At 65.2% G+C, this 17459-nt stretch carries 21 protein-coding genes; 15 read left to right on the plus strand and 6 right to left on the minus strand.

Annotated elements, in window-relative coordinates; genetic code table 11:
* Nucleotides 1-105: 105 nt before the first annotated feature.
* The 8 genes from AO684_RS02405 (at nt 106) to AO684_RS02440 (ending at nt 8137) form a co-directional block, all read left to right on the plus strand.
* Nucleotides 106-1236, plus strand: a complete 1131-nt coding sequence (locus tag AO684_RS02405) for an aminodeoxychorismate synthase component I (RefSeq protein ID WP_054301151.1) — start codon at nt 106-108, stop codon at nt 1234-1236.
* Nucleotides 1233-1820 carry an aminotransferase class IV family protein gene (locus AO684_RS02410; protein WP_054301152.1) on the plus strand — a complete coding sequence of 196 codons (588 nt, stop codon included), beginning with the start codon at nt 1233-1235 and terminating at the stop codon, nt 1818-1820. The genes AO684_RS02405 and AO684_RS02410 overlap by 4 nt, the downstream gene beginning before the upstream one ends.
* A 146-nt stretch (nt 1821-1966) precedes the next feature.
* Complete coding sequence (gene aspS / locus AO684_RS02415) at nt 1967-3748, plus strand: aspartate--tRNA ligase (RefSeq protein ID WP_054301153.1); 1782 nt, start codon at nt 1967-1969, stop codon at nt 3746-3748.
* A gap of 93 nt (nt 3749-3841) precedes the next feature.
* Nucleotides 3842-4345, plus strand: coding sequence for a DUF1993 family protein (locus AO684_RS02420; RefSeq protein WP_054301154.1), 504 nt, complete (start codon nt 3842-3844; stop codon nt 4343-4345).
* 102 nt (nt 4346-4447) lie between these two features.
* Nucleotides 4448-5806 carry a DUF1800 family protein gene (locus AO684_RS02425; RefSeq protein WP_054301155.1) on the plus strand — a complete coding sequence of 453 codons (1359 nt, stop codon included), beginning with the start codon at nt 4448-4450 and terminating at the stop codon, nt 5804-5806.
* 10 nt (nt 5807-5816) lie between these two features.
* A complete protein-coding gene (locus AO684_RS02430; RefSeq protein ID WP_054301156.1) occupies nt 5817-7016 on the plus strand; it encodes a DUF1501 domain-containing protein in 1200 nt (399 codons plus the stop codon).
* A 59-nt stretch (nt 7017-7075) separates the two neighbouring features.
* A complete protein-coding gene (locus tag AO684_RS02435) occupies nt 7076-7780 on the plus strand; it encodes a GNAT family N-acetyltransferase (protein WP_054301157.1) in 705 nt (234 codons plus the stop codon).
* Nucleotides 7781-7819: 39 nt separating this feature from the next.
* Nucleotides 7820-8137, plus strand: a complete 318-nt coding sequence (locus AO684_RS02440) for an MliC family protein (RefSeq protein ID WP_054301158.1) — start codon at nt 7820-7822, stop codon at nt 8135-8137.
* On the opposite strand, the gene AO684_RS02445 is transcribed toward AO684_RS02440, so the two are convergent.
* Nucleotides 8113-8856 carry a response regulator gene (locus AO684_RS02445; protein ID WP_054301159.1) on the minus strand — a complete coding sequence of 248 codons (744 nt, stop codon included), beginning with the start codon at nt 8854-8856 and terminating at the stop codon, nt 8113-8115. The two genes, AO684_RS02440 and AO684_RS02445, sit on opposite strands and share 25 nt — an antisense overlap.
* Nucleotides 8857-8953: 97 nt before the next feature.
* On the opposite strand from AO684_RS02445, the gene AO684_RS02450 reads away from it, so the two are divergent.
* From AO684_RS02450 to AO684_RS02460, 3 genes are all read left to right on the plus strand, one after another.
* A complete protein-coding gene (locus AO684_RS02450; protein ID WP_054301160.1) occupies nt 8954-9538 on the plus strand; it encodes a YdeI family protein in 585 nt (194 codons plus the stop codon).
* Nucleotides 9539-9661: 123 nt separating this feature from the next.
* Nucleotides 9662-10066 carry a methylmalonyl-CoA epimerase gene (mce, locus tag AO684_RS02455; protein WP_054301161.1) on the plus strand — a complete coding sequence of 135 codons (405 nt, stop codon included), beginning with the start codon at nt 9662-9664 and terminating at the stop codon, nt 10064-10066.
* 3 nt (nt 10067-10069) lie between these two features.
* Nucleotides 10070-10369 (plus strand): DUF1467 family protein, encoded by a 300-nt coding sequence (locus AO684_RS02460; RefSeq protein WP_054301162.1) that lies wholly within the window; start codon nt 10070-10072, stop codon nt 10367-10369.
* Nucleotides 10370-10441: 72 nt separating this feature from the next.
* Here AO684_RS02460 and AO684_RS02465 read toward each other — a convergent pair whose 3' ends face one another.
* Nucleotides 10442-11131 (minus strand): EI24 domain-containing protein, encoded by a 690-nt coding sequence (locus AO684_RS02465; protein WP_161805977.1) that lies wholly within the window; start codon nt 11129-11131, stop codon nt 10442-10444.
* Complete coding sequence (locus tag AO684_RS02470) at nt 11131-11706, minus strand: nitroreductase (RefSeq protein WP_054301164.1); 576 nt, start codon at nt 11704-11706, stop codon at nt 11131-11133. The genes AO684_RS02465 and AO684_RS02470 overlap by 1 nt, the downstream gene beginning before the upstream one ends.
* Before the next feature lie 141 nt (nt 11707-11847).
* Between AO684_RS02470 and AO684_RS02475 the strand changes: the two genes are divergently transcribed.
* Together AO684_RS02475 and AO684_RS02480 are read left to right on the plus strand one after the other, a co-directional pair.
* Entirely contained in the window at nt 11848-12312 is a 465-nt protein-coding gene (locus AO684_RS02475) for a lytic transglycosylase domain-containing protein (protein WP_054301165.1), read from the plus strand.
* Nucleotides 12312-12575, plus strand: coding sequence for a DUF167 domain-containing protein (locus AO684_RS02480; protein ID WP_054301166.1), 264 nt, complete (start codon nt 12312-12314; stop codon nt 12573-12575). The genes AO684_RS02475 and AO684_RS02480 overlap by 1 nt, the downstream gene beginning before the upstream one ends.
* Nucleotides 12576-12584: 9 nt before the next feature.
* Here the strand turns inward: AO684_RS02480 and AO684_RS02485 are convergent, their stop codons facing one another.
* Genes AO684_RS02485 through AO684_RS02495 form a run of 3 tightly spaced genes read right to left on the minus strand, consistent with a single transcriptional unit; the run spans nt 12585 to nt 15303 of the window.
* A complete protein-coding gene (locus AO684_RS02485; RefSeq protein WP_054301167.1) occupies nt 12585-13175 on the minus strand; it encodes a TadE/TadG family type IV pilus assembly protein in 591 nt (196 codons plus the stop codon).
* Nucleotides 13176-13204: 29 nt separating this feature from the next.
* On the minus strand, nt 13205-13753 hold the full coding sequence (locus tag AO684_RS02490) for a TadE/TadG family type IV pilus assembly protein (RefSeq protein WP_054301168.1): 549 nt from the start codon (nt 13751-13753) through the stop codon (nt 13205-13207).
* Nucleotides 13750-15303, minus strand: coding sequence for a pilus assembly protein TadG-related protein (locus tag AO684_RS02495; protein ID WP_054301169.1), 1554 nt, complete (start codon nt 15301-15303; stop codon nt 13750-13752). Before AO684_RS02495 ends, AO684_RS02490 begins: the two co-directional genes overlap by 4 nt.
* Nucleotides 15304-15689: 386 nt before the next feature.
* On the opposite strand from AO684_RS02495, the gene AO684_RS02500 reads away from it, so the two are divergent.
* Nucleotides 15690-17120 (plus strand): Glu/Leu/Phe/Val dehydrogenase, encoded by a 1431-nt coding sequence (locus AO684_RS02500; protein ID WP_054301170.1) that lies wholly within the window; start codon nt 15690-15692, stop codon nt 17118-17120.
* Between the two features lie 87 nt (nt 17121-17207).
* On the plus strand, nt 17208-17459 hold a 252-nt coding region (locus AO684_RS02505; protein ID WP_152968323.1), incomplete at its 3' end, for a hypothetical protein.

Raw genomic sequence — 17459 nt, forward strand, 5'->3', positions numbered from 1 at the left:
AAGGGTCTATCTGGCGCAGGGAAGGAACGGCATGTCGGCATCGGGCTGGTCGGCGCGCGGCATGGCTGCTACATCGCGGGAAAGCGGTCGAACGGAGGGCGAGGCATGATCCTGTTGGAACACGGGCCGCAGGGCCGCCCGGCCCTGTTTGACGCCCCGCGCGAGACCATTGTCGTGTGGGAGGCGGACGCGCTGGCACCCGCCCTGGCGCGGCTGGATGCGGCGCGGGCGGCGGGCGGCTGGATCGCGGGCTATCTGTCCTACGAGGCGGGCTATGCGCTGGAGCCGAAGCTGGCGCCCCTGATGCCGGAGAACCGGGATCACCCGCTGCTGGCCTTCGGTGTTTTTTATGCCCCCGCGCCGGGCGGGCCGCTGCTGGAAACCGCACGGTCGGCAGGTGGCGCCACGCTCGCGCCGCTGGTGCCAATGATCAGCCGCGCGGATTACGGCTTGGCCGCCGAAAAGGTGGCGGCCTATATCGGCGCGGGCGATTGCTATCAGATCAATCAGACCTTCCCGATGGAAAGCCGCCTGACCGGCACGCCCCTTGGGCTCTACGCGGCGCTGCGGGCGCGGCAGGCGGTGGGGTATGGCGCCTATCTGGATCTTGGCAGCGGCCCGGTCATCGTGTCACGCAGCCCCGAGCTGTTCTTTTCCACCACCGCTGCTGGGCGCATCGAAAGCCGCCCGATGAAAGGCACCGCGCCGCGTGGCGCCGACCCGGAGGAAGATGCCGCGCTGGCGGAAGAACTGTACCGTTCCGAAAAGGGCCGGGCCGAAAATCTGATGATCGTCGATCTGCTGCGCAATGACATCTCGCGCCTTGCCGAGGTCGGCTCGGTCAAGGTGCCCGAACTTTTCGCGGTGGAGGCTTTCGCCACCGTTCATCAGATGTCGTCGCGCGTCGTCGGGCAACTGGTCGAACCACCCGCAATGGCCCGGCTGATGCCCGCTCTGTTCCCCTGCGGCTCGATCACCGGGGCGCCGAAGATCCGCGCGATGGAGATCATCCGCGAGGTCGAGCCCTTCCCGCGCGGGGTCTATTGCGGGGCAATCGGCTGGATGGCGCCGGATGGTGCCTCGGTTTTCAACGTGGCGATCCGCACGCTGTCGGTCTGGCCGGACAATCGCGTGGTGCTGAACGTCGGCGGTGGCGTGGTCTACGATTCCACCACGCAGGGCGAATGGGACGAGGCTCACTGGAAGGCGCGCTATGCCGCGGCGCTGGTCCGATGACGCCGCGCCTCATTGAAACGATGCTGTGGGACGGGGCGTCCTATCCGCGCCTGCCGCTGCATCTGGTGCGGCTGGCAGGCTCTGCCGCAGTGCTGCGCTACAGTTGCGACCTCACGGCGGTGCAGGAGGCGCTGCCCGCCCCCGAGGGCGCGGCCCGTGTCCGGCTGACGCTGGGCCAGGCGGGCGATATCGAGGTGACGGCGGCACCGCTGCCGCCCGCCGCGTCGCACTGGCGGCTGGCGCTTTCGCCGCTCCGGCTCGACAGCGCGGACCCCTGGCTGCGCCACAAGACCACCCGCCGCGCGCTGTATGATGCCAGCCGCGCCGCGCTGCCCGAGGGCGTGGAGGAAGTGATCTTCCTCAACGAACGTGGCGAGGTCTGTGAGGGCACGATCAGCACGCTGTTCTTTGACCGGGGGCAGGGGATGCGGACACCGCCGCTGGCCAGCGGCTGCCTGCCCGGCGTGCTGCGTGCCGAACTCGGCTGCCCGGAAGAGGTGTTGCGCGCAGAAGACCTGCCGCAGGTCCGGCTCTGGGCCGGGAACGCGCTGCGCGGGCTGATCCCGGCGGTCTGGCTGGGGTGAAACATGCAGGGCATCTGCAAGGCACCTTGCAAATGCTTTCGCAAAACCCTTCTGCCCCGGCGTCGTCCGTATCGCGCGGGGTTGACTTGCCCCTTGGCGCGGTGTGTATCGGCGCATCGGATGAAGCCTCGGAAAAGGGGAGCGTGATGCACGCCTATCGCAGCCATACTTGTGCGCAACTCAACAAGGATCATGTCGGGCAGAATGTCCGTCTGGCCGGATGGGTGCATCGGGTGCGGGATCACGGCGGCGTGCTGTTCATCGACCTGCGCGACCATTACGGCGTGACGCAGGTGCTGGCCGACAGCGACAGCCCGGCCTTTGCGGAGATCGAGAAGCTGCGCGCCGAATGGGTGATTTCGCTCGACGGCGTGGTGAAGGCGCGCGACGCGAGCCTTGTGAACCCGAAGCTCGCCACCGGCGAGATCGAGGTCTACATCAAATCCGTCCGCGTGCTGGGCGCGGTGGAGGGCGATCTGCCGCTGCCGGTCTTCGGCGAAACCGACTACCCCGAGGAAACCCGTCTCACCTACCGATTCCTCGACCTGCGCCGCGAAAAGCTGCATGGCAACATGATGCTGCGCTCGAACGTGGTGCGCTCGATCCGCAACCGGATGTGGGATCAGGGGTTCAACGAATTCCAGACCCCGATCATCACCGCCTCCAGCCCCGAAGGCGCCCGCGACTTCCTGGTGCCGTCGCGCCTGCATCCCGGCAAGTTCTATGCCCTGCCGCAGGCACCGCAGCAGTTCAAGCAGCTGATTATGGTGGCAGGCTTTGATCGTTACTTCCAGATCGCGCCCTGCTTCCGCGACGAAGACCCGCGCGCCGATCGCAGCCCGACCGACTTCTATCAGCTTGATATCGAAATGTCTTTCGTCGAGCAGGAAGACGTGTTCGCCGCCGTGCAGCCGGTCATTCAGGGCCTGTTCGAGGAATTCCGCCCCGATTGCAAAGTGCCCTCCGACTGGCCGCGCATCGCCTACCGCGACAGCATGCTGTGGTATGGCAGCGACAAGCCTGACCTGCGCAACCCGATCCGGATGCAGGTGGTGTCCGACCATTTCAAAGGCTCGGGCTTTGCGGTTTTCGCCAAGCTGCTGGAGAATGAGGGCACCGAAATCCGCGCCATTCCGGCCCCGACCGGCGGCAGCCGCAAATTCTGCGACCGCATGAATGCCTATGCGCAGAAAGAGGGCCTGCCGGGGATGGGCTATATCTTCTGGCGCGAGGGTGAAAATGGCGCGATGGAAGCCGCTGGCCCCCTGGCCAAGAACATCGGGCCGGAGCGGACCGAGGCGATCCGTCAGCAGCTTGGCCTCGGCCTCGGCGATGCGGCCTTCTTCCTTGGCGGCAAGCCGGAACAGTTTGAAGGCTTCGCCGGCCGTGCCCGCAATGAAATCGGGCGCGAGCTGAACCTTGCCGAAACTGACACGTTCCGCTTTGCCTGGATCGTTGACTTCCCGATGTACGAGAAGACCGACGACGGCAAGATCGACTTCAGCCACAACCCCTTCTCCATGCCGCAAGGCGGGATGGAGGCGCTGTCGGGCGATCCGCTGAAGGTGCATGCCTATCAGTATGACCTAGCCTGCAACGGCTATGAACTGATCTCGGGCGGTATCCGCAACCACAAGCCGGAAATCATGTATCGCGCCTTTGAACTGGCGGGCTATCCGAACAGCGAAGTGGACAAGCGGTTTGGCGGTATGGTCAAGGCGTTCAAATATGGCGCGCCGCCGCATGGTGGCTGCGCGATGGGGATCGACCGGGCGGTGATGCTGCTGGCGGATGAAATGAACATCCGCGAGGTCATCATGTTTCCGATGAACCAGCGTGCCGAGGATCTGCTGATGAACGCGCCTTCGGAACCCACCAACGAACAGCTGCGCGAACTGCGCCTGCGCGTGGTGCCGAAAGACGCCTGAGCGGGAATTGCAAATTCCTTGTGAAGGAATTTGCAAATCTTTTTGCAAAAGATTTGGCCCCGCCCCGGCGGGGTCTTTCAACAAGAGGCTGCCATGACTGCAATGTTCGACGCCTCCGTCCCGGTGTTCCTGCACTACCTTGACCGTCTGGCGGCCATGGTGGAGCGCACTGCCCGGCAGGAGCAGGTGCTTCAGGCCCGGCTTGCCCCCGACATGTTCACCGCCGCGCAACAGGTGGCGACGGCGGCGGGCTTTGCCCTGCGGATTTCCTTTCCGCTGGCCGGGGCTGCGGTGCCGGGGATCGCGGATCACGGGATGGACCGGATCGGCCTGGGCCGTCGTCTTGCGGCGGCAAGCCATGCGCTGCGCGGGCTGGAGCCTGTGGCTTTCGACGGGGCCGAAACCCGGCGCATCCGGCATCGCGCGGGCTTTGCCGAGCTGGATCAGTCCGGCGCAGAGTTCCTGCACCTGTTCGGCATGCCGAATTTCATGTTCCACACAGCCATGGCCTTTGCCGTGCTGCGCCAGCAGGGGCTGGAGATCGGCAAGGCCGATTTTGACGGGCTGCACGACTATCCGCACGGTTTCCGGTTCTGATCCCTCGCGCGGAATTGTGCCGGCGGCCAGAGGTCAGGGCTTTCCATCTCCGGGTCTGTGCCTATCTTCGCTGCACCAGTCTGTGCCAGCCCGGAGGATGCCATGCCGGTCGCCGAAGATATCGCCGCCTTCCGTTATGGCTATGGATTACCCTTGCCCGCAGGCGCCCCGCGCGGTGCGAAAGAGATGCTGGCGGCACTGGCCGGCCCTGACCGGGCGCAGGACATGTTTCCTGCGCCGGAAACCCCTGCGCTTTTCGCCCTGTTTGCCGATGCAGCGAAAGCCCGCGTTGCCTTCCGAAAGAAGAAGGAAGAGCGTGACGAGGTGCGCAGGCGGGTCAAGCTGGTGGAGGCGGAGACCGAGGCCTTTTCCCGCAGGCTGATCGCGCGCGCGCTGGCCTCGCCGGACGGTTTTCGCGAACGGCTGGCCTGGTTCTGGGCAGATCACTTCACCACGGTGCCCCGCCTGCGCGAGCATTCGGTCCTGACGGGTGATATGTCCGAACGTGCCATCCGCCCTCATCTCGCGGGGCGCTTTGCCGATATGCTGCGGGCGGCTGACCTCCATCCTGCGATGCTGCTTTACCTTGACCAGCGAAGTTCCATCGGCCCCGGATCGGCCTTCGGGAAGCGCAAGGGAAAGGGGCTGAACGAGAATCTGGCGCGCGAGGCGATAGAACTGCACACGCTGGGGGTGGGCGCGCAATATTCCCAGACCGATGTGCGGCAGCTTGCCGAGCTTCTGACCGGGCTTGCGGTGGACCCGGCCAGGGGGGCGGTGTTCTATCCACGCCGGGCCGAACCCGGTGCGGAACAGGTTCTGGGCAAAAGCTATGACGGGCGGGGGCTGGAGCCCATCCACCGGGTACTGGACGATCTGGCGCGCCGACCGGAAACCGCGCAGCATCTGTCGCGGAAACTGGTGACGCATTTCCTGTCGGATACGCCGGATCCCGCGCTGGTGGACCGGATGGCGGCGGCCTATCTGGCCAATGATACCGCGCTTCTGCCGCTGTATGAGGTGATGCTGACGGATTCATCGGCCTTCGCCGCGCCGCGCCTGAAGGCCCGCCAGCCAGCCGAGTTCGTCATCGGTGCCTGCCGGGCGCTGGGTATGCGGCCGCAACGCATGTTCAGGATGCCCTCACGGCGCTTCCACACTCTGCTGATCGACCCGATGCGTCTGATGGGGCAGGAATGGGGACGGCCCATCGGCCCGGATGGCTGGGCCGAGGCGGCGGCGGAGTGGATCACACCGCAGGGGCTGGGCGCGCGGATTGCCTGGGCGATGGACATGCCGGGCAATCTGGAACAGGTGGACCAGATTGATCCAAGGGCTTTTCTGGATCACGCGCTGGGAACACTCGCACCTGACACGCTGCGGGTTGCGGTCTCGCGCGCCGAATCTGCCCGCGAGGGGGTAGGGCTCGTGATGGCCTCGCCTGAATTCAACCGGCGCTGAGGAGGCGGCGATGCAAGATGTCACCCGGAGGCTTTTCCTGCGAGGCGGTGTGGCGGCGGCCTGTTCGGCGGCGGCCCATCCCTTGCTGACCACCGTGACCTTCGCACAAGGCGCGGCACAGCTGGGGGAGAACCGGCTGATCGTCGTGATCCTGCGGGGGGCTATGGATGGTCTGGACGCGGTGCAGCCCATTGGCGACCCGCTGTTTGCGCGGATGCGGCCGAAGCTGGGCACCGGCGCGGGCGTGCTGCCGCTGGACGGCCTGTTCGGGCTGCATCCGGCAATGGCCGGGCTGATGCCGCTGTGGACGTCGGGTGAGCTGGCATTTGTTCATGCCACGTCGACGCCCTATCGCGACAAGCGCAGCCATTTCGATGGGCAGGACATTCTTGAAGCCGGAACCGGGCTGGATGTGCCGGTTCCCGAAGTGCGCGATGGCTGGCTGAACCGGATGTTGCAGGCGGTGCCGGGAATCGCATCGGAGACAGCCTATGCGGTCGGGCGTGAGGCGCAACCCCTTCTGGCCGGTGCGGCAGAAATCCGCAGCTGGACGCCCGAAGTGACCCTGAGCCTCAGCGCGCAAAGCAGGTTGCTGCTGGAACAGGTCTATCATGATGATGCGCTGTTCCGTGACGCGGGCGGCGAGGCGATGGATCTGGCTGCCGAACTTGCAGGCGGGGCCGCGCCCGCCTCGATGGAGGGGGGCGGCAAATTCGCAGATACCGACAGGCTGGCCGGTTTCGCGGCGGACCGACTGAAAGGTGACACGCGGATTGCCGCTTTCTCGCTGTCGGGCTGGGATACGCATCGCCGTCAGGAAGGCGCGCTGCCGCAGCAGTTGCGCGGGCTGGAGCGGCTGATCCTTGTCCTGCGTGAACAGATGGGTTCGGCCTGGGATCGCACCATGCTGCTTGCGATGACCGAGTTTGGTCGCACGGTGGCGGAAAACGGCAGTGCGGGCACAGATCACGGCACCGGGGGCGCCATGCTGATGGCGGGCGGCGCACTGAAAGGTGGCCGCATCTACGGCCGCTGGCCGGGCCTGGCCGAGGAAGCCCTGTATGAACGGCGCGACCTCATGCCCACCAGCGATGTGCGCGGCTGGGCGGCCTGGGCCATGCGCGGGCTTTACGGGCTGGACCGCCGGGTGCTGGAACAGGCGGTTTTTCCCGGTCTCGACATGGGCGATGATCCCGGTTTCCTGCGCTGAGCAGGCCGTTGCCTTTACCGCAGCGCCCGCCTAGGCTCAAACCCGAGGTGGAGGTGGGCATGGTTGATCTCGGTCAGAAGATACAAGGGTTTACGGCGCCCGCGCATCCGGCGGGCACGGTGTTGGAGGGGCGCTATGTCCGGCTGGAGCCGCTGGAGGCAGAGGCCCATGCGGGCGATCTGTACCGCGCCTTCGCCAGGGATGACCGGCTGTGGGATTATCTGGGCTATGGCCCGTTTCCCGGAGCGGCAGCATATCACCGCTGGGTCAAGGATCACGAGACGAGCCAGGACCCGGTGTTTCTGGCGCTGCGGGACCGGGCGACGGGGCATTGCGGCGGTGTGGCCTCTTTCCTGCGCATCGACCGGACGCATGGTGTGATCGAGGTCGGCCATATCTGCATCGCACCGGAAATGCAGAAAACCCGCGCTGTGACCGAGGCGATGTTCCTGATGATGCAATGGGCCTTCGCGGCCGGATACCGGCGCTATGAATGGAAGTGCAATGCGCTGAACATGCCCTCGCGCCGCGCGGCGCAGCGGCTGGGGTTCAGCTACGAGGGGGTGTTCCGGCAGCATATGATCGTGAAGGGACATAATCGCGATACCGCGTGGTTCTCCGTGATCGACAGCGAATGGCCGGCGCTGCGCGAGGCCTTCGTAGCCTGGCTCGCGCCTGCGAATTTCGGTGCGGGCGGGCAGCAGAATGAAAAGCTTTCGGATCTGACCCGACTGACCCGGCCCGCGCGCGACCCTGCGCTGTGACCGGCCCGTTTGCGAAAAGGAAACTGCATGCATCCGCGAATGACCCTGCTTTCTGCCGGTCTCTGCCTTCTGTCGGCCCCCGTGCTTGCCGCGGAGGATGTGACGACCGTCCCCTACCTTTGCGATCACGGGGCGCGGGTCAGCGCGACGTATATCAATACCGGGACCGACAGCTTTGCCGTTGTCACTTTCGAGGGGCGGCAGATCGGCTTTGCCATCGCGCAATCGGCGTCCGGCGCGCGCTATGAAAGCCGGGATGCAGCCCAGCCCTTTGTCTGGTGGACCAAGGGTGATCAGGCCATGATGCTGTTCGGGGCGGAAGAAACCCCGGTCTATTCTGAATGCGTCCCCGGATGAGGCGGCGGCCCGGCCCCCGACATGGGGGGAACGATCAGTCCGGTGACTGGCCGGGCCAGCCGTGACGCCAGCAGCCTGACCAGCGGCGCGGTATCTGCCCCGGCAGGCCGTGCCCGCGTCGCCACATCCGCCAGAACCGGATCATCGGCGCAGCGGGCGATGCCTTCGACAAACCCGGCGACATAGCTGCCGGTTTCCGGCTGCACGTCCAGCATTTCAGCCGCGTGGGCCAGATCGTCCCGCAGCGCCAGCGGGTCGGCAGGCAGCGTCAGGCCAGATTCGCAGGCGGTGGCTGCCGGGGTGCCGGTGGTCCGCAGGATGAGGGCGACAAAGGCGGACAGGCCTGGAACGGGTTTCTCGACGAAGCCATCGGCCCCGGAGGCCAGCGCCGCGCCGCGCCCGACCGGATCACCGCTGAGCCCAAGGATTGCCGGGCGTGCCCGCCCGAAACTTCCCAGACACAGTTCGTGGATCAGCGCTTCGCCCCGCCCGTCGGGCAGCCCAAGATCCACCAGCACGACATCGGGACGATAGAGCCGCAGATGCGCCCTCGCGGCGGCCAGCGTTCCCGCGCGCCGCATCCGTGCCCCGGCGCGCTGGCAGATCAGCCGGAGCGCATCGCAGGCAAAGCGGCTGTCCTCGACCAGCAGGATCGTCAACCCGCGCAGCGGTGCGGCGCGGCAGGCATTGGCATCGGGCAGGTGCAGAGGGTCTGGCATTGGGGCCTCGCGGGTTGTCCTGTGTCCAGCCAAGCAAAGATTCCCTAATCTCCGGTGAACGGTGGACAGGCGCCGCTGCGGCGGGCAGGATGACCCCATGACCGAAGATCCGCGCATCGAAGCATGGTACAGCACTGAAAGCCGCTGGCAGGAGGGGCTTCTGGCCCTGCGCGCGCTGTTGCGCGAAACGCCTCTGGCCGAAAACCTCAAATGGCGCGGTCCCTGCTATGACTGGCAGGGCGGCAATGTGGCGATGCCCTGGCGCATGAAGGAGAGCTTTGGCCTGTCGTTCTTCAAGGGCGTGTTGCTGGATGACCCCGACAGGCTTCTGGAGCCGCCGGGGCCAAACTCGCGCTTCGTGCGGATGATGCGCTTTACCGAAAGCGCAGAGGTGGCGCCCGCCAGCCCTGCCTTGCGCGGTTTTCTGGCGCAGGCGCTGCATCTGGAACAGAGCGGGCAGAAGGTGATCCCGGCGCCGGGCGAGCTGGACCTGCCCGAAGAGATCGGCGAAGCCTTCGCCGAAGACCCGGATCTGGCGGCTGCCTTCGATGCACTGACACCGGGGCGGCGGCGCGGCTACCTGCTGCATTTCACCCAGGCGAAGCAGGCGGCAACCCGGCGCGCGCGGCTTGAAAAATGGGCGTCGCATATCCGGGCGGGCAAGGGAATGCACGACCGTTGACGCGCTGCGGCAACGCCGCTCTTGCGTGCAGACGCCGGTCACGGGATAAGCGGGCCGGGTTCCGCGCGGCATGGCCCGCCACGCCCCGAACCGCACCGGCGTCAGGCAGAGGAGAGCGCGAGGATGATCGGACGACTGAACCATGTGGCGATTGCAGTGCCGGATCTGGAGGCTGCCACCGCGCAATACCGCGACACGCTGGGCGCCAGTGTCCGCGCGCCGCAGGACGAGCCTGATCATGGCGTGACCGTTGTGTTCATCGACTTGCCGAACACCAAGATCGAGCTGCTGTATCCGCTGGGCGAGAACTCCCCCATTGCGGGCTTTCTGGAAAAGAACCCCGCCGGGGGGATCCATCACATCTGCTATGAGGTGGAAGACATCCTTGCCGCACGCGATCAGCTGAAGGCCGCCGGTGCGCGGGTGCTGGGGACGGGGGAGCCGAAGATCGGTGCGCATGGCAAGCCCGTGCTGTTCCTGCATCCGAAGGATTTCAACGGCTGCCTCGTGGAACTGGAACAGGTCTGAGCCATGACGATCACCGCCGCCCTCATCCTTTTCGCCGTCACCTGGTTCATGGTGTTCTTCGTGGTGCTGCCGGTGCGCTTCCGCTCGCAGGCCGAGGCGGGGGAGGTGGTGCCCGGCACTCCGAAATCGGCTCCGGCTGATCACATGGTCGGCCGCAAGGCGAAGATCACCACCATGATCACGGTGGTGATCTGGGCCGGGCTGGTCTGGTTCATCACCAGCGGTCTGGTCAGCATCCGCGACATCGACGTGATGGGGCATATGCCGCCGCCCTCTGCGCTGGAACAGCAGGAGCAGAAATAGGAAAGGCGGGCCCGGATCGGCCCGCCTTCTTTCTTCGGCGGTCTGCCCCTGAGGGTACGTCCGCTGCTGGTGTCAGCGCGCGCTGTTCAGGCGGTGAAACATATGGGTGAAGGTCGCGACGCCCAGAACCGGAATGAAGAGGTTCACCAGCGGAAACGACAGCGGCGCGGCCATCAGCGTGCCCGCGAGCCAGATCGCCCCGTTGTGACGCGCCCGCAGCGCCTTGGCCCCCTTGCGCCCCAGACGACGCATGGCGACCAGCGTGAAATACTCGCGCCCCAGCAGAAACCCGTTCACTGCCCAAAAGACAACCGGCACCAATGGCCCGGCGAAGGGATAAAGCAGCAGTGCCAGCACATTGGCCATCACCAGCAAGCCGAAAAAATTCACAGCGTCGATCAGGCTGTCCGACAGTTTCAGCCGGGGCACCGGGGGTAGGGTCGGATAATGCCGGTCTTCGACCGCCTGTGCCACATCCTCCAGAAACAGGCCGGAAAACAGGGCGGCCACCGGCACCATGAGGAAGATCGACAACCCGACCATCAGAAGGGCCGAGCCGATGGACAGCAGCGTATCCAGCCCGCCCACAGGCCCGACCAGCGGGATATCGACCGAGGCGGGGGCCAGCCATTCGATCAGGAACAGCATCCCGGCGTAGACCCCGACCAGCAGCGCCAGCGCGAGGCCAACGCCCAGCAGCAGGACGCGGCGAAAGCGCGGGTCGCCGATCTGGCCCAGAGCGCGGGTGAAATCCGAAAAGATCATTCCACGACCCAGCGGGTCAGGGCGGCCACATCCGGGCGGGGGCGTTCGGGCGGTGCCGAGGTTTCGGTGCCGATATGCACGATCCCCGCCACGCTTTCCTGCGGGGCAAGGCCGAAGGCCGGTTCGGCGAAGCCACGGTCGTGGCTCACCCAGCCTGTCAGCCAGCTTGCGCCCCAGCCCGCCGCCAGCGCGGCATTCACAAGGCCCAGACAGACACAGCCTGCCGACAGGATCTGCTCCGCTTCGGGCACCTTGTCCTGCGCCTTGGGGCTGGAGATCACCACGACAGCCAGATTGCCCTGATCGAACTGGCCGCGCCCCTTGGCGATGCGTTCCTCGTTGCCGCCGGTTTCACGGGCCCGTGCCTCAGCCATGTCGGCCAGCCGGGCCATGGCGGGGCGCGTGAGCACCAGAAGGCGCCAGGGTTCCAGCTTGCCGTGATCGGGGACGCGCAGCGCGGCGGTCAGCAACGGCGCCAGCTCCTCGGGCGTCGGCACCGGCAGCGTCAGCGTCTTGGCCGGGCGCGAGCGGCGGGTCAGCAGGAAATCCAGCGCGGCGGGGTTCGGGGTCATCTGTCGGTCCTTAAGCTCGTCATCGCGGCCAACATAGGCGCGGGCCGGGCCGGGCGGAAGGGCGCAGGGCCGCTGCAAGCCCCCTTTATCGGCGCCAAGGGAACCGCTAAACGGGGCTTAGCCTGCCGCCAGGAGTTTGCCATGAGCCAGTTGACCCGCCGTTCCCTTGTAGCCCTGACGCTTGCCACGCTTGTCGCGGGGTGTGGGGGCGGCCGCAGGCGCGAAGCCCGGCGCCCCGATACCGCGCAGGGACCGGCAGAGATCAATCACCTGATTTCCCATTACTCCCGCGTCTATGACGTGCCGGAAAGCCTTGTGCACCGGGTGGTGAAGCGGGAAAGCAACTACAATCCGGGGGCACGCAACGGGCCGTACTACGGGCTGATGCAGATTTTGCCGCAGACCGCCCGCACGATGGGGCACCGGGGATCGGCACAGGAATTGCTGGATGCCGATACTAATCTGAAATACGGGGTGAAATATCTGCGTGGCGCCTGGCTCGTGTCGCGCGGCAATCATGACCGGGCGGTCGGCTGGTATTCGCGGGGCTACTACTACGAAGCCAAGCGCATGGGTCTGCTGGAGAAAACCGGATTGCGGGGCTGATGGCGCGCCGGTCTGTCCCTGATCTGGCGGCGCGGGCCTTGCCGGGGGCAGAATTTTCCCTGCGGGTTACCCCCCGTGCCAGCCGCAACGCGCTGACCGAAGACGACGGGCAGTTGCGCTGTCAGGTGACCGCGGTGCCGGAGGACGGGCGGGCCAATGCCGCCGTGACAGAATTGCTGGCCGCAGCGCTGGGGGTTGCCAAATCGCGTCTGACGCTGGTGCGCGGGGCGACCGCGCGGGACAAGCTGTTCCGGCTGGACTGACCCCGCGGCTCAGTTGCAGTTGCCGACATCGTTGAAGCCGACCTGCGTGACGAACCGCGGTTTTGTCGCCACGAACTGCCGGATGACGAAATCATTCAGCCCGATGTTCAGCGCCGGACGGAAATTGGTGCTGCTTTCCACCAGGATCAGCGTTTGCGCATTGTCGCTGATCGGCAGTTTGGTGGCCACGGTTTGCAGGGTGGTGGTGGTCCATGGCGGCATCTTGGAGCGGTTCATCGAACAGGACCATTGCACCTCGTATCTGTTGCGCGCCGCGACCCAGATCACCGACGAATAGCGCATCACCGGCGCGAAGTCGTTCTGGATGAGGTAGGTCATGGCGTTGCTCAGCCCGTTCACATAGGTGAACGAGGCATTGCGCTCCATCCGGCTCAGCGCGTCCGAGGCGGTATAGGTGGCTTTCTGCACCTGGTTGATGGTGCGGAACGCGTCCCAGTAGACGTACAGTCCGAAGGCGGCCCAGATCAGCATGGGCATCAGCAACATGCCTTCGACCAGCAGGGCAGTGCCATCCTCTTCGCGGCCAAAACGGCGCAGGCGGTGGCACAACCGTCCCAGAAGCCCCGGATTGCCTGTCATGTTCTGCTGCCCCACATCTACTCGTATCCTTACGGTTCGTTCACAAAGCCCGAGGCCGCGACCAGGCGGTACCCGCCCTTGCCGTCTTTTTCGAGATTGGCCGCAATGCCGGTGGACGGGAAAATCGCATCGGCCCGGACGCAGACGCGCACCAGCATGAATTCGCGCGGCGCCAGTGCCGCGGGGTCCAGCCGCGTGACCGGATCAATGTTGGAGGCGCGGTCGCGGCAGACCACGCGGTCCGTTGGCAGCGCCCAGGTCGTCATGTCCACCCGGTCAAGGCTGACCTTCATGGATTGCCTGCATTCGGGCAGAACGACCGCCGCGTCGCAGATCGCATCGCGGATGCTGTCATGCGTGGGATTTGGAAACTGACCCAGCCTCAGTTCCCGCACCACGATATCCAGCGCGCGTTCAAGCATGGTCTGCCGCACCATCAGCAGCCCGGTCTCGAAGGAGGCCATGAACACCGTCATGAACAGCGGGAAGATCAGCACGAACTCGACTGTGGCCGATCCGTCCTCGCGCCGGAAACGCGGCCAGAGCCTGCGCAGACAGTCTGGCAACCGGAGTGTCATTGGGTCAGCCTCAGATAGCTGAGCTGCGAGGCGATGGAATGGAACACCGAGGCGATATCGAGGTTCGTCGCCGCAAAGTAATGCGCATCCGAGGTCGCGCAGGCCTGAATCTGGGCGCGGCCGTTCGAGGGCGCCTCGAAGGCGATGCCATAGATGATGATGCCCGAATTCTTGGCTGCGGTGCAGGCCTGTTGCAGGCGGGAGTTCTTGGTGCTGCTGACGTAGTCGACCATGTCGTAATAATAGGTCGAATAGTTCCCCCCCAGCGGCCGCGCCATCAGCTGATAGGCGACATACTGGACAGACCAGTAGCGAAACACCTCAGGCCAGGTGAGCTGGGTCGCCCCGCTGGTGCCGCCCTCGGGCGAGGAATGCCACGACCCGTCACTGACCCAGTAATAATCGTTGGAGCCACTGCGGTTGTAATACATCGATGCGCGGCCATTGCTGTTGCGGCGATAGATGTTCGACAGGCCGGAGCGGTAGTTGCTGGTCAGCTTGTATTCGGTGGTGTTCTCGCCATCCGTCATCACGACCAGAACCTTGATCGTATTGCCGCTGACGATGTCCAGGGGCCGGTTCGCATATTGGGCAGCCACCTTGCCCCGGGCAATCATGCCCTGGGTGACGGCTTGTGTGGCGGGGTCAAGCAGCAAAGCGCCCCACTTCACCCCAAGGTCGATCGAGGTATTGCCGCCCACCTGAAGGTTGGTGATCGCATCCTTCAGCGTTGTCGTGTTGTCGCTGAGCATGACAATCCGGTTTCCGGTTTCGGGCGGGCAGTTGTAATCCTGCGCTGTGGAGCTCGTGCCGTTGAACGGGTCGAAATGGCCGTTCTGCACGAAGCTGCGGGTGCGTGACAGCGTGGTGGTGCCGAACACGTCATCCGGCAGTTCCACGCAATAGGAATAGTCGTGCAGCTTGGGCACGTTGAATTGTGCCATCAGATCGGGGCCCAGATTGACCTGCGCGTTGTACGGAATGATCGAAACGGTCGTCCGCCCGGCTTCGGAATTGGCAAAGACGGTGTCGATGAAGCTGCGCGCGGCGGGGCGCAGGGCGTTGATGCGTGTCCCGCTCATCGAGCCGGAAATATCCAGCACCAACGACACCTCGACGTTGTTGATCCGCTGTTCGGCGCCGCTGTCTGCGGCCACGTCGAAACTGTTGACGCCCATCATCTGCATGAACATCGGATGGGTGTCGGCCTCGGCATCCGCCGTCACGCTGCGGAAGTTGAAACCGCTCTCCACCGTGACTGATTTCAGATATTGCGACAGGTCGACCTTGTCGAAATAGTCACGCACCACGGTTTCGGGATCAAGGCTCTGATTCAGCCCGGCGGCGGCCAGAACGCTGCGGTCCAGCGTCTGTTGCAGGGTCACACGCTTCTGTTCGTGACGCATCACGTCGATGGCGAGGCCGCCGACCATCAGCATCAGCAGAAGCAGCATCATGCCGAAGGGCAGCAGGCTGCCATCCTCGCTCCGGCGGAATCCCCGGAGGGCCGCCGTGATCCGCGCCGCAATCCGTATTCTGTCCTTGCCCATGTCGCCGACCCCTCGATGGACTGTGCTCACTCGTATTCCGATCCGGCCGCAGCTTGCGGCACAGACCTTCTCAAGTGTTCATCTACATTCAGACATCGGGCGAAATTATGGCCTGATAACGGTGACTTGTCCCGATATGTGAAGAGAATTCGACAGGGCCGGAAACGGCGGATGCGGGCGGTGGCGGATTGTCGCGCAGCGGTCAACTTCTTGCCACATTTGCGCTGAACCGCCGAAATGGCCACGAATCACCTCCGCTTCGGCCTGATGGACACGGAAACGTTGCAAATTTGGTGATGAATTTTTCAGCATTGCGTCCTAGCGTGAGCCAAGGGCCCTGTCCGCCGGGCCATGGCGGGCGGTGGTCATAACGTGGAGGACGTTACATGGCAGTGCAGAACGAGCCGAGTTTCCGGGCATCCGTCGATCTGATGTTCGAGCGGGCGGTCCGGCTGATGGACCTGAGCCCGGGGCTGGAGCAGAAGATCCGGGTGTGCAACTCCACCTACACGGTGCGGTTCGGGGTACGGTTGCGGGGCAAGATCGAGACTTTCACAGGCTACCGTTCGGTGCATTCCGAACATATGGAGCCGGTGAAGGGCGGGATCCGCTATGCGACCAATGTGAACCAGGACGAGGTGGAGGCGCTGGCGGCGCTGATGACCTACAAATGCGCGCTGGTGGAAACGCCGTTCGGCGGCTCGAAAGGCGGGCTTTGCATCGACCCCCGCGCCTGGGAGGAGCACGAGCTGGAGCTGATCACCCGCCGCTTCGCCTATGAGCTGATCAAGCGCGACCTGATCCATCCGGCGCAGAACGTGCCGGCCCCCGACATGGGCACGGGCGAGCGCGAAATGGCATGGATCGCGGACCAGTATGCGCGGATGAACACGACCGACATCAATGCCAAGGCCTGCGTCACCGGAAAGCCGCCGCATGCGGGCGGTATTCAGGGCCGGGTCGAGGCGACGGGCCGTGGGGTGCAATACGCCCTTCGCGAATTCTTCCGTCACAAGGAAGACAAGGCACAGGCCGGCCTGAGCGGCGATCTGGACGGCAAGCGCATCATCGTGCAGGGCCTTGGCAATGTGGGCTATCACGCCGCGAAATTCCTGTCGGAAGAGGATGGCGCGAAAATCACCGGCATCATCGAACGCGACGGGGCGCTGGTCTCCGATGCGGGCCTGCCGGTCGAAGAGATCAAGCAATGGATCGCGGTCCATGGCGGGGTGAAGGGCTTTCCCGGCGCCGATTATGTGGCCGAGGGCGCGACGGTGCTGGAAGCGGAATGTGACATCCTGATCCCGGCGGCCATGGAAGGCGTGATCAACCTCGGCAATGCCGACCGCATCCGTGCGCCGCTGATCGCCGAGGCGGCGAACGGCCCCATCACCTATGGCGCCGATGAGATCCTCCGCAAGAAGGGCAAGGTGATCATCCCCGACATGTATGCCAATGCGGGCGGGGTGACGGTGAGCTATTTCGAATGGGTGAAGAACCTCAGCCACATCCGCTTTGGCCGGATGCAGCGCCGCGCCGAGGAGGCGCGGTCGCGCCTGCTGGTCGAGGAGCTGGAGCGGCTGTCCTCTGACAAGGGGCTGGGCTGGACGCTGGCAGATGACTTCAAGGAGCGCTTCCTCACCGGCTCGGACGAGCTGGCGCTGGTGCGCTCGGGCCTCGATGACACGATGCGCACCGCCTATCAGTCGATGCGCGAGGTCTGGCACAGCCGGAACGATGTCGAGGATCTGCGGGTTGCGGCGTATATCGTGGCGATCGACCGCGTGGCCAAGACCTACAGGTCGAAGGGGCTTTGACGGCCGGGCCTCACGGGCAGTTTGCTTGACAGCACCGTCCGGGGCGCATTAGCCCCGGACGAGCCGACCCAGTAACCGGAACCGCCCATGTCCCGCAGCTTTGCGCAAGCCCTCCGTACCCTGTTCAGCGTGATTGCGCTGGCCTTCGTCTTTGGCACCCTGGGCGGGGCAGGGCTTTACTATCTCGCCACCGGCAATGGTGTCTCTGCGGCGCTGCTGGCGGCAGGGGGGCTGGCGCTGGTCATTACGCTGTTCGGCATGCTGGCCCTTCAGATCGAGAACAACCGCCTGCTGCACCGCATCGCCGATGCCGCCGAACGGCAGGCGCGGCACCGGGAC

This window comes from Gemmobacter sp. LW-1 (genome assembly GCF_001303875.1).
Lineage (GTDB): Bacteria > Pseudomonadota > Alphaproteobacteria > Rhodobacterales > Rhodobacteraceae > Gemmobacter > Gemmobacter caeni.

Bases quoted from the DNA above. Each gene is read 5' to 3' on its own strand.
- mce (WP_054301161.1), top strand. From the start codon at position 9,662: ATGATCGGACGACTGAACCATGTGGCGATTGCAGTGCCGGATCTGGAG.
- AO684_RS02425 (WP_054301155.1), top strand. From the start codon at position 4,448: ATGCCGGTCGCCGAAGATATCGCCGCCTTCCGTTATGGCTATGGATTA.
- AO684_RS02480 (WP_054301166.1), top strand. From the start codon at position 12,312: ATGGCGCGCCGGTCTGTCCCTGATCTGGCGGCGCGGGCCTTGCCGGGG.
- aspS (WP_054301153.1), top strand. From the start codon at position 1,967: ATGCACGCCTATCGCAGCCATACTTGTGCGCAACTCAACAAGGATCAT.
- AO684_RS02430 (WP_054301156.1), top strand. From the start codon at position 5,817: ATGCAAGATGTCACCCGGAGGCTTTTCCTGCGAGGCGGTGTGGCGGCG.
- AO684_RS02420 (WP_054301154.1), top strand. From the start codon at position 3,842: ATGACTGCAATGTTCGACGCCTCCGTCCCGGTGTTCCTGCACTACCTT.
- AO684_RS02410 (WP_054301152.1), top strand. From the start codon at position 1,233: ATGACGCCGCGCCTCATTGAAACGATGCTGTGGGACGGGGCGTCCTAT.
- AO684_RS02435 (WP_054301157.1), top strand. From the start codon at position 7,076: ATGGTTGATCTCGGTCAGAAGATACAAGGGTTTACGGCGCCCGCGCAT.
- AO684_RS02460 (WP_054301162.1), top strand. From the start codon at position 10,070: ATGACGATCACCGCCGCCCTCATCCTTTTCGCCGTCACCTGGTTCATG.
- AO684_RS02405 (WP_054301151.1), top strand. From the start codon at position 106: ATGATCCTGTTGGAACACGGGCCGCAGGGCCGCCCGGCCCTGTTTGAC.
- AO684_RS02440 (WP_054301158.1), top strand. From the start codon at position 7,820: ATGACCCTGCTTTCTGCCGGTCTCTGCCTTCTGTCGGCCCCCGTGCTT.
- AO684_RS02470 (WP_054301164.1), bottom strand. From the start codon at position 11,706: ATGACCCCGAACCCCGCCGCGCTGGATTTCCTGCTGACCCGCCGCTCG.
- AO684_RS02445 (WP_054301159.1), bottom strand. From the start codon at position 8,856: ATGCCAGACCCTCTGCACCTGCCCGATGCCAATGCCTGCCGCGCCGCA.
- AO684_RS02450 (WP_054301160.1), top strand. From the start codon at position 8,954: ATGACCGAAGATCCGCGCATCGAAGCATGGTACAGCACTGAAAGCCGC.
- AO684_RS02485 (WP_054301167.1), bottom strand. From the start codon at position 13,175: ATGACAGGCAATCCGGGGCTTCTGGGACGGTTGTGCCACCGCCTGCGC.
- AO684_RS02475 (WP_054301165.1), top strand. From the start codon at position 11,848: ATGAGCCAGTTGACCCGCCGTTCCCTTGTAGCCCTGACGCTTGCCACG.
- AO684_RS02500 (WP_054301170.1), top strand. From the start codon at position 15,690: ATGGCAGTGCAGAACGAGCCGAGTTTCCGGGCATCCGTCGATCTGATG.
- AO684_RS02490 (WP_054301168.1), bottom strand. From the start codon at position 13,753: ATGACACTCCGGTTGCCAGACTGTCTGCGCAGGCTCTGGCCGCGTTTC.
- AO684_RS02495 (WP_054301169.1), bottom strand. From the start codon at position 15,303: ATGGGCAAGGACAGAATACGGATTGCGGCGCGGATCACGGCGGCCCTC.